At 61.0% G+C, this 13,967-nt stretch carries 14 protein-coding genes; 7 read left to right on the plus strand and 7 right to left on the minus strand.

All coding sequences use genetic code 11. The annotated features are described in order from the left end of the window. Window positions 1–44: 44 nt before the first annotated feature. Window positions 45–731, minus strand: a complete 687-nt coding sequence (locus JMA46_RS08730) for an ABC transporter ATP-binding protein (RefSeq protein WP_207344955.1) — start codon at window positions 729–731, stop codon at window positions 45–47. 3 nt (window positions 732–734) lie between these two features. Further along, window positions 735–2,225: an FtsX-like permease family protein gene (locus JMA46_RS08735; RefSeq protein ID WP_348770099.1), complete on the minus strand. Its 1,491-nt coding sequence runs from the start codon at window positions 2,223–2,225 to the stop codon at window positions 735–737. A 149-nt stretch (window positions 2,226–2,374) separates the two neighbouring features. Here JMA46_RS08735 and JMA46_RS08740 point away from each other — a divergent pair, with 149 nt between their 5' ends. After that, on the plus strand, window positions 2,375–3,448 hold the full coding sequence (locus JMA46_RS08740; RefSeq protein ID WP_207344956.1) for a peptidoglycan bridge formation glycyltransferase FemA/FemB family protein: 1,074 nt from the start codon (window positions 2,375–2,377) through the stop codon (window positions 3,446–3,448). 69 nt (window positions 3,449–3,517) lie between these two features. Beyond that, window positions 3,518–5,215 (plus strand): threonine/serine exporter family protein, encoded by a 1,698-nt coding sequence (locus JMA46_RS08745; protein WP_207344957.1) that lies wholly within the window; start codon window positions 3,518–3,520, stop codon window positions 5,213–5,215. Window positions 5,216–5,269: 54 nt separating this feature from the next. Here the strand turns inward: JMA46_RS08745 and JMA46_RS08750 are convergent, their stop codons facing one another. Together JMA46_RS08750 and JMA46_RS08755 are read right to left on the minus strand one after the other, a co-directional pair. Beyond that, a complete protein-coding gene (locus tag JMA46_RS08750; protein ID WP_348770102.1) occupies window positions 5,270–6,091 on the minus strand; it encodes a siderophore-interacting protein in 822 nt (273 codons plus the stop codon). Window positions 6,092–6,201: 110 nt separating this feature from the next. Continuing rightward, window positions 6,202–6,858 (minus strand): uracil-DNA glycosylase, encoded by a 657-nt coding sequence (locus JMA46_RS08755; protein WP_247647184.1) that lies wholly within the window; start codon window positions 6,856–6,858, stop codon window positions 6,202–6,204. A gap of 292 nt (window positions 6,859–7,150) precedes the next feature. Here JMA46_RS08755 and JMA46_RS08760 point away from each other — a divergent pair, with 292 nt between their 5' ends. The 3 genes from JMA46_RS08760 to JMA46_RS17445 all read left to right on the plus strand — a co-directional run bounded on the left by JMA46_RS08760 (window position 7,151) and on the right by JMA46_RS17445 (window position 8,107). Further along, complete coding sequence (locus JMA46_RS08760) at window positions 7,151–7,459, plus strand: DUF3263 domain-containing protein (RefSeq protein ID WP_207344960.1); 309 nt, start codon at window positions 7,151–7,153, stop codon at window positions 7,457–7,459. A gap of 42 nt (window positions 7,460–7,501) precedes the next feature. Continuing rightward, a complete protein-coding gene (locus JMA46_RS08765) occupies window positions 7,502–7,900 on the plus strand; it encodes a hypothetical protein (protein ID WP_207344961.1) in 399 nt (132 codons plus the stop codon). 75 nt (window positions 7,901–7,975) lie between these two features. Further along, the gene (locus JMA46_RS17445) at window positions 7,976–8,107 is read left to right on the plus strand and encodes a hypothetical protein (RefSeq protein ID WP_282099576.1); all 132 of its coding nucleotides are present in this window, start codon (window positions 7,976–7,978) and stop codon (window positions 8,105–8,107) included. 101 nt (window positions 8,108–8,208) lie between these two features. Here the strand turns inward: JMA46_RS17445 and JMA46_RS17180 are convergent, their stop codons facing one another. Next, window positions 8,209–8,751 carry a TM2 domain-containing protein gene (locus tag JMA46_RS17180; protein WP_247647178.1) on the minus strand — a complete coding sequence of 181 codons (543 nt, stop codon included), beginning with the start codon at window positions 8,749–8,751 and terminating at the stop codon, window positions 8,209–8,211. A 414-nt stretch (window positions 8,752–9,165) separates the two neighbouring features. Between JMA46_RS17180 and groL the strand changes: the two genes are divergently transcribed. Both groL and JMA46_RS08780 read left to right on the plus strand, forming a co-directional pair. After that, on the plus strand, window positions 9,166–10,800 hold the full coding sequence (gene groL / locus JMA46_RS08775; protein ID WP_207344962.1) for a chaperonin GroEL: 1,635 nt from the start codon (window positions 9,166–9,168) through the stop codon (window positions 10,798–10,800). A gap of 244 nt (window positions 10,801–11,044) precedes the next feature. After that, window positions 11,045–12,016, plus strand: a complete 972-nt coding sequence (locus JMA46_RS08780) for a ribonuclease HI family protein (protein WP_207344963.1) — start codon at window positions 11,045–11,047, stop codon at window positions 12,014–12,016. 13 nt (window positions 12,017–12,029) lie between these two features. Here the strand turns inward: JMA46_RS08780 and JMA46_RS08785 are convergent, their stop codons facing one another. Both JMA46_RS08785 and JMA46_RS08790 read right to left on the minus strand, forming a co-directional pair. Next, complete coding sequence (locus JMA46_RS08785; protein ID WP_207344964.1) at window positions 12,030–12,323, minus strand: WXG100 family type VII secretion target; 294 nt, start codon at window positions 12,321–12,323, stop codon at window positions 12,030–12,032. A 110-nt stretch (window positions 12,324–12,433) separates the two neighbouring features. Beyond that, complete coding sequence (locus tag JMA46_RS08790; protein WP_207344965.1) at window positions 12,434–13,966, minus strand: HAMP domain-containing sensor histidine kinase; 1,533 nt, start codon at window positions 13,964–13,966, stop codon at window positions 12,434–12,436. Window position 13,967 lies beyond the last annotated feature (1 nt).

Consider the following 13,967-nt stretch of genomic DNA (forward strand, 5'->3'; position numbering starts at 1 on the left):
ACGGCATCATTGCGTTGTGGGACAGTACTTGCTTTCAGTGTTCCTTAGGCGGCTTGGACGCCGTCTTCGGTGAGCTGGCCGCGGGCAAGTCGGAACCGCCTGTCCGTGCGAGTGGCCAGGGCGTGGTCGTGGGTGACAACGAGGATGGTGGTTTTATTCTCGTGGGCGAGTTTGCGCAGCAGGTCGATGATGAGTTCGCCGGTTTCATCATCGAGGTTCCCTGTCGGCTCGTCGGCCAGGATGAGCTTGGGGTTGTTGGCCAGTGCCCGGGCGATGGCCACCCGCTGCTGCATACCGCCGGAGAGCTTGTTGGCCTTGCGTGAATGCATTTCCGCGCCGAGTCCCACCTGGGTGAGCAGTTCGGCGGCACGGGCGGCCCTTTCCTTGTGCGGCACGCCGGCGAATTCCATGGGCAGCATCACATTTTCCCGCGCGGACAGGTTCGGGATCAGGTGGTAGGCCTGAAACACAAAACCAATGTCGTCGCGGCGGTAGGCCGTCAACTTCCTGTCCGGAAGGGTGGAGATATTCACCCCATCCACCACCACGTCGCCCGAGGTGGCCTTGTCCAGCGCCCCGAGGAGTGAAAGCAGCGTGCTTTTGCCGCTGCCGCTCTTGCCGAGGACGGCGGCGAAGGTGCCCTGCTCAAGGCTGAAAGTGACTCCGTTCACCGGTTTGATGGTCTGGTCTCCTGATTTGAACGTCTTGACGACGTCGGTGACGGTCAACATGGCTTATTCTCCCCGCAGTACTTCGATGGGACGGACTTTTGCTGTTAGAAGGGCTGGAATCAACGCGCCGAGTACGGCGATCAACAAGATGCCCAAGACTCCAAAGGCCAGCGTCTGCCAGCCGACGGAGGTGCTGATGGTGCCGATGAGCTGACCGGCACCGGCGAAGGCGCCACGCGCGCGTTCAAAGCCGCCGCCCCCGCCGCCTCCTCCAAATCCGCCACCCCCGGCACCCGGCCCCCGGCCCGCAGCCGCGGTGGAGCTTGAGGTGTTGCCGGACACGAGGGCATTGGCGATGGGGTTGCTGGCAAAGGCCGCAATGACGGCACCCACCACCGAACCCATGACGACCAGAACGAGGGCCTCGACGGTGAACTGTGCGCCGATGGTGCCGCTGGAAGCGCCGATGGCCTTCAGCACGCCAATTTCGCGGCGGCGTTCACGGACCACCATGATCATGATCAGCAGCACAATGAGTCCGGCTGCTATGAGTGAGGCGATGTAGGCAATGAGGGAAATGTTCGCCACCGTGCCCAAGGACGTGATGGCCGACTGCAGATTTGCGGAACCGCTCGTCACATCCACATTGGTGGCGCCCAGCGTGCTTGTCAGCGCCGTCTGCGTGGCTGCAACGTTGTCAATACTGTCCACCATCACCGAGATGCTGCTCAGCTGGCCGTCCTGGCCGGTCAAGGTCTGGGTGGCTGCCAGCGGCAGATAAACGGCGTTGTTATCGAAGACCGTTCCGGAGTCAAAGATGCCGGTGACCGTCATGGTCCGGTCCTGCACGGTGTAGGTGGAGCCCACCTTCAGATTGTTCTTGGTGGCAAGAGTGGTTCCCACCAGAGACTGCGTTGATGTGGGTGCGAAGTCGCTCAGCGCCTTCCCCGAGGTGAGGTTGAGGGCAGTCCCCGTGGCCGTGGTTGAGGTGGAGACGCCCGTGGCCTGGATGGGAATGCTAAACGCCGGGCGGGCTGCCGTTGAACCGGAGCTGGAACTGCCGGAACCACCGGTGCTGTTGCCGTTGCTGTTGTTGCGCTGGCCCAGCTGGCCTGGAGCCACGGCGGATACCAGGCTCGTGGTGCCGCTGGTGCCAAACCGTCCGCCCGCTCCGGTCGGGGCAGCATTACCTGATGCCGCCGTGGAGCCGCCGGTCTGCGAATTGGAGGTGGCTGCGGAATTGCCCAGCCGCACGGCCAGCGTCCCGGTGGCACTGTCCACGTGGGTGACGGCGGCGGCTTTGGTGAGGTCCGCCGTCGTCAATGGCTGTCCGCCGCCGAGGCCGCCGCGCGAACCTGCCGGGTTGATGGTCAGGCTGTTGCCCACCGAGGCCTTCAACGAGTCGACCTTGCTGCCAACGCCCTGGTTGGCCACCAGCATGGAGAGGGCCAAGGCAATGGCTACGGCCAAAATGACCACGACGGCGCTCGTTCTAATTTTGTTGCGAAACGCATTTCCTACGCTTCGGGACACCACACCCATGATCGGTTCCATTCGCTGTGGCCCCCTTGATGGCGACCGTACGGATTTTATGGTGCGCGCGGGACTGGGCCGTTGGCTGGTGAGGTTCTGGGAGTCGGCTGTGAGATTCTTCCCCGGTACACTGAAACGTGCAACCACCTGCCGACTTATTTGAGGGTCACTTGTCAGAATTCACTGCCCGATTTGCCACTGCCGCCGAGATCGATCGATGGGACTCGCTGGTCACTGCCAACCCCAACGGTGGCAATTTGCTGCAGTCAGCAGCGTTTGCCGCGGTTAAGGGAAATTACGGCTGGGACACTCAGTCCATCGCCTTCGAGGGCCCCGACTACACCAGCTACAACCTGGTCTTGGAAAAGTCATTCCCTGTGCTCGGCAGGCTCTGGTACTTCATCAAAGGCCCGGACGTCGCCAACGTGGGAGAGATTCCCGCCATGCTCGAGGCGGTGCGGGACTTCGTCAAGCGGGCGAAGCTGAACGTCTTCGCCGTCAAGATTGAACCGGACGTCATTGCCGGTGAGGAAGCCCATGCGATCTTGCACGGTGCCGGGCTGCTCAAGGTTCCAGACCTGCAGCCCAATGACCACACCGCCTTGTTGGATATCTCCCCGGCGGCCAACGAACTGCTGCGCAAACTTCACTCCCGCGGTCGCAACGCCGTCCGCCGGGCTATTCGTGAAGAGGTTGAGGTGGTGCGGATGGAAGCCACCGACGCGACCATGCGCACCATGTATGAGCTGATGGTGGGCACCATCGCGGCGAAATCCACCAACCAAGTTCGTGATTTTAATTACTACCGCCAGTTCTGGACCGAGTTCGCCAGCCGCGGCCAAGGGCACTTCTACTTCGTCTACGAGGACGGGGTCGCTTCGGTGGGGGCGTTCGTCATCAACTACGGGTCCAAAGCCACCTATAAGGACGGCGGATCGCTGCAAAAGCGTTCACAGTATGGCGACTCACACCTTGTTCAGTGGGTGGCCATCAATGACATGAAGGAACTGGGGGCTGTGGAGTATGACTTCTGCGGCACACCTCCAGCCGACCGGCTCAAAGACCCCACCCATCCGCACCACGGGCTGGGCCTGTTCAAAACGAGCTTCACCAAGACGGTCACGGATTTTGTAGGTTGCTACGACCTTGTACTCAGCCCGGTGCGATATAAATTGTGGTCGAGAGCGGGGGAGCGCGTGTTCAGACAGCTGTACACACGCCGGACCGGAAAGCAGTTCTACTAAACACTTCAACGGCGCACGCCAGCAGCAGATCCTGCCACCGGCGCCGGGACTAGGCCACAGGGAGCATCAATGACCAACCATCCCAACAGCCGGGACCACAACGTGCCCGGCCACGGTCAAACAGACACGAAACCTACCGGCCCTGCGCCTGCAAGCCGTGTTCCGGCCACGCCGGTTCCAGCGAAACCGGCAGCAGCGAAGAAGGCCCCCTTCAAGCCAGCGCCCTCCAAGGCCGCGTCTACGAAGCCAGCGACTTACAAGCCGGTGCCGTCCAAGTCAGCACTGTCCAATGGTGCGCGGCCAGGCACAGCGGGGTCGGGGCCTGCACCTGCCGCCGGTCTGATCCCTGTGGTGTCCCCTGCGCGGACCAACAAGGCAGCCCGGTCCGTGCTGAGAAAGCTCGTGCAGGGGGAGGCCCCTCCCACGGCTCCGATGAACATTGTCGACAGGCTTGCCGGAACTCCGTACGCCAACTTCACGATCCAGGTGGGAAAGGCCGAGGAGTCGGCACGGAAAACCATTGACTTCGCGCTCCGGCTGGCTGAGACCATGTTCCGGTATGGCGCAGGTGCCCTGGAAGTTGAAAGCAGCATCATCGCCGTTACGGCGGCCCTAGGGCTGCGCAATATTGAAGTTGACATCACGAACCAGTCGGTGGTCATCAACTACGCGCCACGAGAGGCGGTGCCCATCACCCTTTTGCGGGTCGTCCGCTCCTGGACCAACAACTACGCGGGCCTGGTGGAAGTCCACGAACTGGTGACGGAGATTGCCGGTGGTGGAGTCTCACGCGATGAAGCGTCACGGCGCCTTGACGTGATCACGAAGAAGCCCAAGCCGTTTCCTCGTTGGATGGTGGCCATGGCTGAAGCCGTGTTTGCCGCTGCCGTGGTTGGTGTCATTGGAGGCTCGGTCCTTGGTGCCGTTGTTAGTTTTTTGACCATTTTGCTGGCGGGTCAGGTGGCACGTGTACTGGGTAAATGGCGGGTGCCGGACTTCTTTGTCACCGCCATCAGTTCCTTCATCATCACCGTGCTGGCGTTGCTGTGCTTCATGTTGCATGTGCCGCTGAGCCCGTCCATTGTGGTCGCGGGCGGCATCTTGCTGATGCTGCCCTCCGGCCGGCTGGTCTCGGCTGTGCAGGATGCCATCAACGGGTTCCCGGTCTCCGCCTCCGGCCGTTTCCTGTCAGCGTTCTTGACGTTTGGCGCCATAGTAGCAGGCATCTCCGTGGCCTTGGTTGCCAGTGCCATGCTGGGGATGGCGCGACTGAATGTGGCAGAACCCATCGCCGCCGCCCTGCCGCTGTATTGGGTGCTGCTGCTGGTTGCTGTCGCCACGGTGGCCATTTGCATCGCAGAACAAACCGCGATCAGGTTGCTGCTGCCGACCTTGGCCGTGGCCTTGGTGGGCTACCTTGCCTATTTTTATGGCATGGAAGCGGGCTTTGGCGGCCGGTTTGCCCCTGCGGTTGCCGCCGTCGTGATCGGCATTCTGTCCAGGGTCATTGCGCTGCGGCTCGGTGCGCCGCAACTGGTGGTGGCCGTGCCGTCCATCATCTTCTTGCTGGTGGGGCTGTCTATTTTTCGGGCCATGTTCGTCATGACGCTGACACCGGATGATTCCGTCACAGGAGTTGTGGGCTTGTTCAATGCCCTGGTGGTCATCCTGGCCGTGGCAGCAGGGGTGGTGCTGGGAGACAACATGGCCCGTCCTTTCACCCGAAACCATGGGCAAAAGCTTCGGCGCAGCAACCGCAGGCGCTGAGCCGCCGTGGCGGCACCGGGGCTACAGCCGCCCCGGTGCAGCATCCGCCGGTCACTACAGGATTTTACCGATGGGCTGCTTCTTCTCAGCCTGGAAGAAGTCTTCCGTTCGGCCAAATGCCCAGTAGCCGGAAATCGAAACCTGTGAGCGTTCAAGGCCGCGCTGCTTGAAAAGAACGTCACGCAGCCCTTTCATGCATTCACGCTCGCCGTGCACAAAGGCGTCAACAGTCCCGGAAGGCCACGGACCATTCGCGACGGCATCCCGCAATATGGTGCTCCCAGCACGGGATAGTCCGTTGCGGAATACCCAGGTGAGCTCCACGCCGTCGGGCTTGTCCAGTGGCTGGATGTCCGCGGCCGTCTCCAGGTCAAGATACACGTGACCGCGGGCAGTTGCCGGGAGAGCCTCAAGGGCGGCGGCAATGGCGGGCAGTGCGGAGGCGTCGCCAATGAGGAGGTGCCAGTCTGCGTCGGGATTCGGTTTGTAGGCGCCGCCGGGACCGGAGAATATGATCCGGTCTCCCGGAGCGGCAGCTGCTGCCCACGGCCCGGCCAACCCGGCCTCGCCATGTACAACGAAGTCGATTGCCATTTCCTGGGCCTCAAGATCAACCGAGCGCACCGTGTACGTGCGGGTCACTGGCCAGTGCTCGCGCGGCATGGTCTCGCGCAGCGCAAACACATCAACGGGCTCCTGGTAGGTCACGTCCGGCAGCAGGAAATGGATTTTCACGTACATATCAGTGGCGTCCTTGGCCGTGAACTTAGCCAAATCGGGCCCGCCGGCGACAACGCGCACCATGTGTGGGCTGAGCCACTCGGTGCGCAGGACATCCAGCGTGAACTGGGTGCGTGGTTTTACAGCTGGTGCCACAACGGTGGAGGATTCGGTCTTGGCTGAAGTCACAATGAGCTCCTGATGCCGGGCAGGGGCCCGACTTGGTGGGCGCGCCATGCACACCCAGTTAGGTTGTCCTAACTAGTCTAGGCCACTGGAAGGGACCAGTCGATCGCTGCGCTGCCTTGCGTGCGCAACGACTCGTTGACTCGGCTGAACGGCTTGGAGCCGAAGAAGCCCCTCGAAGCGGACAACGGGCTGGGGTGGGCAGACTCGATCACGGCAGTACCCGCCAACAAGGGGGAAAGCCGTTGGGCGTCCTTGCCCCACAACACACTGACAAGGGGTTGTTGTCTGGCCGCCAGGGCGCTGATGACGGCTTCGGTGACGGTTTCCCACCCACGACGGCGGTGCGAACCTGCGTCCCCCGGGGCCACCGTCAGCACTCTGTTCAGCAGCAGCACCCCTTGGTTGGCCCAGGCGCTCAAGTCGCCATGGGCGGATGGGGCGATGCCGAGATCCGACTGCAGCTCCTTGAAAATGTTGTGCAGACTGCGTGGCAGGGGGCGGGTTGCCTTGTCCACCGAAAAGGCGAGACCCACCGAGTGTCCCGGTGTTGGATACGGGTCTTGGCCCACGATCAAGACCTTGATGTCCGCCATGGGCGTGCCCAACGCACGCAGCACCTGGGTGGGTGGGGGCAGGAAGCCGATGCCGGCGTCGTACTCGGTAGACAGCATGTCCCCAAGGCTGCGCAAGGTGTCATTCAGCGGGGCGAGTGTGGCGGCCCAGTCCGGGGCCATCAGAGCCAATGGGGCGGTGCGCAAGTGCGCCAAGGCCTGCAGTTGCCTGGCGTCCCAGGGCTCGGGGAAAGGGAGGTCGAAGAGGCCTGGGGTGCTGTCCATGGTTTCCATTCTGAACCATCGCAGGCCCGGATGAGGGTGGCTGAGTGCTGAGGATCCCAAATGACATGCTTGTCATTTGGCTCTATTATGGACAAAGCAGGCTGTTGACCATGGCTGCCATGGGCGAATTTCACGGATGAAATTTTGCCCTGAAATCCAGTGTGCGTGAAATGTAGAGGGAGGGTCCCTAATGGCCGACGCGCTTAAGCACGGGCAGGATCCGGCGGACCCCGGCGCAGTGCCGAACTCCCCTGACGGGCTCAGCGAACGTGACGAGCAAATGCTTGACCTTGAACGCCAGTGGTGGAAATACGCTGGGGCCAAGGAGCAGGCCATCCGTGACATGTTCGACCTATCCGCCACCCATTACTATCAAGTGCTCAATGCGTTGATCGACACGGAAGCCGCGCTGGCTCATGATCCCATGCTGGTTAAGAGGCTGCGTAGACTACGTGAGTCACGCCAACAGGCCCGGTCGGCACGCCGACTGGGGAACTGACGCGCCCAGACATAAACGCACCCACAAGGACAGTACTGCACAATGAGTAATTACCCGCGGGATGAATTTGACGCTGTCGAGGAGAATTCTGTCCGCCATGGCGTCCACCGCGCACTGATGGAACCGCACAGGCGCTCATTGATGCCGCTGATGATCTTTGGTGTGCTGGCACTCTGCGTGGGGTTGGTGGCGTTCTTCATCATGCCCAAGATGTTCAACACGACGTCGATGCCATTGGTTGGTGTGGCAACTAGCAGCGCGCCGGTCTTGACGCCGCCAGCCGAACAGCAGTCGGCGGTGGCGGCCGTGGACCCATCCGCGACGGCGGAAGTGCGTGTATCGCAAGAATCGCCGCAGCCCACGCCAGCTTCAGCAGTGGACAAGAACGTTTCAGTAGATGTATTCAATGCAACCGGCATCGCCGGCTTGGCAGCTCTGTAGGCGGGACGTGTCACCGGCGAGGGCTGGCCTGTTGCGCTGCCTGCTGACTGGGCCGGAGCGCCCTAAACGGCTTCAGTGGTCTTCTACCGTGGCATCAAACAGAAAGCCAACGCCGAAGCACTCAGTGTGTTGCTGAATGTTCCAACGGTGGAGGAAACTACCGAGCGGGGACTGTCCCTGGCAGTGGTGCTGGGCCTTGGCGCCTAAATAGCCCGCCCTCACCGCGAGATGCCACTTGTGGTGTCCAAAACCTAGTTTTGGGCACCACAAGTGGCATCTCGGTGTTGCCTTGGGAAGAGCGCGGGGGTCTAGTCCTTGAGTGGAATGCCACGGGCATCGACCTTGAACGGGTCAGCGCCCACGAGAATCATGATCCCTTCAATGAAGCCCCAGATGCCACCGATTCCGAAAGTGACTACGGTAACGACGATCTGAATGACACCCATCTTGGTATCGCCCAGGTAGAAGCGGTGTATGCCCCAAGCGCCCAGCAGAATGCCCAGGATGCCGGCCACGATCTTTGACTTTTGTTCGGGAACCATGCCGTAACCCTGCTGTTGCTGGTAGCCCTGCTGGTAACCCTGCTGCTGTGGGTAACCCTGCTGAACGTTCTGCTGCTGGTAGCCCTGCTGCTGGTAACCCTGTTGGTAGCCCTGCTGAGCGTTCTGTTGCTGGTACTCCTGCGGGGGGCTCGGCTGAGGGTAGCTGGGTGCTGCCGTGTCGCTGGCAACTGGCGGCTGCCAGCTGGGGGCGTGTTCGCTCGGATGGGCTGGCTGGTCGTAACCAGCAGGCACCTCGGAGGAGGGTTTAGGCTGATCCGGAGTCTGTTCGGGCTGGATATTTTCACTCATGGTGTCTCCTGGTGCTGGTGCTGTTGCACAAGCTGCTGCGGGGAGGCAGGGGATACATTGCTTATGCGCGCATCGGAATATTTACACTCCCCACGCTAGCCGTTTGTGCACGTGGCGGAAAGGTTGGGACGTGGACGGCGTCGAATGTGTCTCTTATGCCGTTCGCCTGAAGCTCAGAACAGGCCCTTCCGCTTGCACTCTGTGGTGGCGAGTGCTAATTATTGAGTTAGCACTCTGAGGTGGTGACTGCCAATTTTTGGTTGGGCATCCTCCGTCGGAGTAGTGAATCTTCCTCATTGGGTGAGGGTTTGCTGCCGGTGTAAAGAGATCACCAGCGGCTGATCCGTCCGTCGCGGGCACCGTGATGAGGATTCTTGTATCCGAAATGACTGTCCCGAAAGGACTGAAGCCTCCATGGCCAAGCTCATTGCATTTGATGAAGAGGCACGCCGCGGCCTTGAGCGCGGATTGAACATCCTCGCCGACGCCGTCAAGGTCACCTTGGGCCCGCGCGGTCGCAACGTTGTTCTTGAGAAGAAGTGGGGTGCGCCCACGATCACCAACGACGGTGTCTCCATCGCCAAAGAAATCGAACTTGACGATCCTTACGAGAAGATCGGCGCCGAGCTGGTCAAGGAAGTCGCCAAGAAGACCGACGACATCGCCGGCGACGGAACCACCACGGCAACCGTACTGGCCCAGGCACTCGTGAAGGAAGGCCTGCGCAACGTAGCTGCCGGCGCCGACCCGCTGTCACTGAAGCGCGGCATCGAGAAGGCTGTTGCAGCCGTCATCGAGCAGCTGCTCGCTTCCGCCAAGGAAATCGAAACCAAGGAAGAGATCGCCGCAACTGCGTCCATCTCCGCCGGTGATCCCGAGATCGGTGCACTCATTGCCGAAGCTCTGGACAAGGTTGGCAAGGAAGGTGTTATCACCGTTGAGGAGTCCCAGACCTTCGGACTGGAGCTTGAGCTCACCGAAGGCATGCGCTTCGACAAGGGCTACATCTCCGCTTACTTCGTGACCGACACAGAGCGCCAGGAAACGGTTCTTGAAGACCCGTACATCCTGATCGTCAACTCCAAGATCTCCATCGTCAAGGATCTTGTCGCTGTTCTGGAAAAGGTCATGGCGTCCAACAAGCCGCTGCTGATCATCGCAGAAGACATCGAAGGCGAAGCACTTGCCACGTTGATCGTGAACAAGATCCGCGGCCTGTTCAAGTCCGTTGCCGTCAAGGCGCCGGGCTTCGGCGACCGCCGCAAGGCCCAATTGGCTGACATTGCCGTCCTCACCGGTGGCCAGGTCATCGCTGAAGAAGTTGGCTTGAAGCTGGAAAACACCACCCTCGACCTGTTCGGCCAGGCTCGCAAGGTTGTTGTCACCAAGGACGAGACCACCATTGTTGACGGTGCGGGCGACGCTGAAGCCATTGCCGGCCGCGTTGCACAGATCCGTGCCGAGATCGAAAACTCCGATTCCGACTACGACCGCGAGAAGCTGCAGGAACGTCTGGCCAAGCTGGCCGGCGGCGTGGCAGTCATCAAGGCCGGTGCCGCAACTGAAGTTGAACTCAAGGAGCGCAAGCACCGCATTGAAGACGCAGTGCGCAACGCAAAGGCTGCCGTTGAAGAAGGCATCGTCCCCGGCGGTGGCGTTGCCCTCATCCAGGCTGGCGTCAAGGCATTTGAAGGCCTGAACCTCACGGGTGATGAAGCAACCGGCGCCAACATCGTCAAGGTTGCCATCGATGCCCCGTTGAAGCAGATTGCTTTCAACGCCGGCTTCGAGCCCGGCGTCGTAGTGGACAAGGTCCGCGGCCTGCCCAACGGCCACGGCCTGAACGCTGCAACCGGCGTCTACGAGGACCTGCTGGCTGCCGGTGTCAACGACCCGGTAAAGGTAACGCGTTCCGCACTGCAGAACGCGGCATCCATTGCCGGCTTGTTCCTCACCACCGAAGCAGTTGTCGCTGACAAGCCCGAAAAGGCTGCTGCAGGCGGCGGGGGCGACGATATGGGCGGCATGGGCGGAATGGGCGGCTTCTAGTCCCCACCTCCTCCCGAGGTGCAGCTCGCTAGCGAGCCGCACCTCGGGGCCCTCGGAGATGTGGGCCCATCCACGCACTCCCAACGCCAAGCCGCTGACGCGTCTTGGCGTTGGGGCCCTCGGAGATGTGGGCCCATCCACGCACTCTTCATGCTTTGGACGCTCCCTTCATTTTTGGCGGGGGCGTCCTTGGCGTTTAAGCACCCTGTCATTGAATGTCGGGGATAGATGAAAGTATTGGCTCATGACAATTGTTGCAGCTGCCGATGGTTCGGCATTGGGAAATCCCGGGCCTGCTGGCTGGGCTTGGTACGTGGACGAGACCTGCTGGCGTGCCGGTGGCTGGCCTCACGGGACCAACAACATGGGCGAACTTATGGCGGTCCTTGACCTTTTCAAGTCCACGGAGCACGTGGCTGATGAACCACTGCACATCCTGTGCGACAGCCAGTATGTTATCAATGCCGTCACGAAGTGGATGCCCGGATGGAAGCGCAAAGGCTGGCGCAAGGCCGACGGCAAGCCTGTGCTGAACCTCGAACTGCTCAAAGACATTGACGCAGCCATTGCGGGTAGAAAATACACGTTTGAATGGGTCAAGGGCCACGCCGGCCATGACCTCAACGAAGCGGCTGACGACCGCGCACGCGACGCCGCCACCGCCTACCAAGCCAAGCGAACACCCAACGCAGGGCCCGGCTTCCCCTGCTCCGGCTTGTCCAGCTCTTCCCAGTCCAGCCCTTCCCAGCCCAACACCGCCCAGCCCAACGCCGACCCGGCAGGAGCAGCACCTGGAGGGTCAACGCCGGTGGACATTGCGCAGCCGGAACTGTTTTCCATGTCAGACGACGACCCGGTACTTTCGGCCAGCCGCGATGATTCACTCGAAGCCGTGGTTGAGCTCGAACGTGAACTGCTTGACCCCGCAGTGCGGGCTGACCCGCTGCGGGCCGCCGAGCTGTTGCACTCAGACTTTGAGGAGATCGGGGCGTCCGGCAGGCGGTGGTCACGCCAAGAGGTGCTGGCCATGATCAGCGACGAGACAGTTGCAGAACACAGCCTTGAGGTGCTCACGCTGGACCGCATTGATGACTCCACCGCCCTCTTGACGTACCGCAGCGATGCACCGCGAGGCAGCGCGCTGCGCAGCTCCATCTGGAAATTCGTCCACGGAAGGTGGCAGGTCCGTTTCCACCAAGGCACGCCGGAGGCATAAGCACATCAGGCTGCTACCGAGCCATGAACATCCTCGTATTGGCATCCTCGGCCTGAGCATAGTGGGTTGCGGCCATGGACAAGGCGCCGTTGATGCTCTCCAGTGAAGCCTCAACTTTCAGCTCTGTCGCGTGCCATTCCTGCAACAGCGACTGAAAGTTGGTGGACGCTGCACCAGTCCAGGTGGATTGCAGATCCAGGAGGTTGCGCTTCATGGCGTCCACCTCCATGCGGATTCGCTCGACTGAGCCTTTGACTGCTGTGCTCTTGAGTGCAAGGTCATCGCTGTTGACGTTGAACTGTGCCATGGGATGTATCCTCTCCGGGAAGCGGGAACTTCGCTGTTTTCTGCTGACAGTTCCCAGCGTAGAAGACGTGGTGCGACGCCGACAGTCAGTCGTGTTCAACGGTGGATCAGCTACGCTTCAGCTCCGCCTGTGGAGGAATCGCCGCCTGCTGCATCCCCCGCGTCGGACACGGCTGTGGACTCCAAGTCCTGAAAGGGAAGCTCAATGGCCATGGTCGCGCCCCCGCCAGGAGTCTGCTCAAGCCGGACAGTTCCTTCGTGGGAGGCCACTATCGCTGACACAATGGCCAGGCCAAGCCCACTGCCGCCAGTGTTTCTGTCACGGGAGGAATCTGCACGGTAAAAGCGCTCAAACACCCGGGGTGCTTCCTCATCAGAGATGCCGGGGCCGTGGTCGCGGATCTTGATGACGGAGAACTTTTGCCCACCAGCAACATGGGTGCCAACCACAATCTCAATCGGTGAACCCTCGGGCGTGTAGCGTAGCGCGTTGCCCATCAGGTTGGTCACCACCTGACGCAACTTCGCCTCATCGCCCACCGTGGGCGCCGGTGTGCCTTGTGTTCCATGGAGTCCGACGACGGTGAACGTCCTGCTGGGCGCCGTGGCCCGGGCATCCAAGACGGCGTCGTGGCCAATGATCAGCAAGTCAACCGGCTTCAGTTGCAGGGGCCGTTGCTCGTCGATGCGGGCCAGCATGAGCAGGTCTTCCACGAGTTCGCCCATGCGTTTGGCTTCGCTTTCAATTCTGCCCATCGCTGTACCGACGTCTTCAGGCGTTTGCAGGGCGCCATGGCGGTAAAGTTCTGAGAATCCGCGAATGGTGACAAGTGGTGTGCGCAGTTCATGTGAAGCATCCGCCACAAAGCGGCGCATTCGTTTCTCCGAGGCTGTGCGCGCAGCGAAGGCGTGCTCAATGTGTGCCAGCATGGTGTTCAAAGAGCCCGACAATCGACCCACCTCGGTGGCGGGATTTTCAATGTCAACGCGCCGGGAAAGGTCACCGGCAGCGATGGCGGCCGCAGTCTTTTCAACACGGCCCAGGGGTCTGAAGGATCGGGTGACCGTCCAGTAGGCGATCATGGTGCCCATCGTGATGGTGAGAATTGCCACTCCGGCGATGACCACGGCCAGGCGTTCCATGGTGATGTCGAGTGTTTCGTACGGCAGCCCCACGACAACGTAGCCCACATATTCAGGACGGCTCTGGGTTAAGTCCGCCGAGCCGAAATTGAACTTTTGCGGGGCAATGACGGTGACTCGCCAGGGCGCACCTCCATCAGTGCTTGGGACAGTGAACTTCTTGCCGTTCAGTGCCTGTGCCTGTGCCATGGTGTAGCTCGGATAGACGGGCTTGTCCTTGCCTGAACGGTTTTGGTCCGCCAAGCTGCTGTCGCCAAAATGGAAACCCACATAGTAGTCAAAGGCGAAGGGTGTTTGACCGGTGTTTTGCGAATCCACGGTTCCCACCACAACGATGGAATTTTTGAACGTGGTCAGCTGCGTGTCCATCTGATCTTCCAGAAAAGAATGCAGCAACAGAAAGGTTGTGGAACCCAATGCCAGCAATGACAGACTCAGCAGCGCACTGATGATGGCCACCAACTGTGAGCGCAGGGAGGCGTTCTTCCACAACTTAAGCAAG

This window comes from Arthrobacter sp. E3 (assembly GCF_017353415.1).
Taxonomy (GTDB): Bacteria; Actinomycetota; Actinomycetes; order Actinomycetales; family Micrococcaceae; genus Specibacter.

Coding starts and splice junctions, on each gene's coding strand:
- JMA46_RS08730 (WP_207344955.1), bottom strand. CDS start 731: ATGTTGACCGTCACCGACGTCGTCAAGACGTTCAAATCAGGAGACCAG.
- JMA46_RS08735 (WP_348770099.1), bottom strand. CDS start 2,225: ATGGAACCGATCATGGGTGTGGTGTCCCGAAGCGTAGGAAATGCGTTT.
- JMA46_RS08745 (WP_207344957.1), top strand. CDS start 3,518: ATGACCAACCATCCCAACAGCCGGGACCACAACGTGCCCGGCCACGGT.
- JMA46_RS08755 (WP_247647184.1), bottom strand. CDS start 6,858: ATGGCCCCGGACTGGGCCGCCACACTCGCCCCGCTGAATGACACCTTG.
- JMA46_RS08760 (WP_207344960.1), top strand. CDS start 7,151: ATGGCCGACGCGCTTAAGCACGGGCAGGATCCGGCGGACCCCGGCGCA.
- JMA46_RS08765 (WP_207344961.1), top strand. CDS start 7,502: ATGAGTAATTACCCGCGGGATGAATTTGACGCTGTCGAGGAGAATTCT.
- JMA46_RS17180 (WP_247647178.1), bottom strand. CDS start 8,751: ATGAGTGAAAATATCCAGCCCGAACAGACTCCGGATCAGCCTAAACCC.
- groL (WP_207344962.1), top strand. CDS start 9,166: ATGGCCAAGCTCATTGCATTTGATGAAGAGGCACGCCGCGGCCTTGAG.
- JMA46_RS08780 (WP_207344963.1), top strand. CDS start 11,045: ATGACAATTGTTGCAGCTGCCGATGGTTCGGCATTGGGAAATCCCGGG.
- JMA46_RS08785 (WP_207344964.1), bottom strand. CDS start 12,323: ATGGCACAGTTCAACGTCAACAGCGATGACCTTGCACTCAAGAGCACA.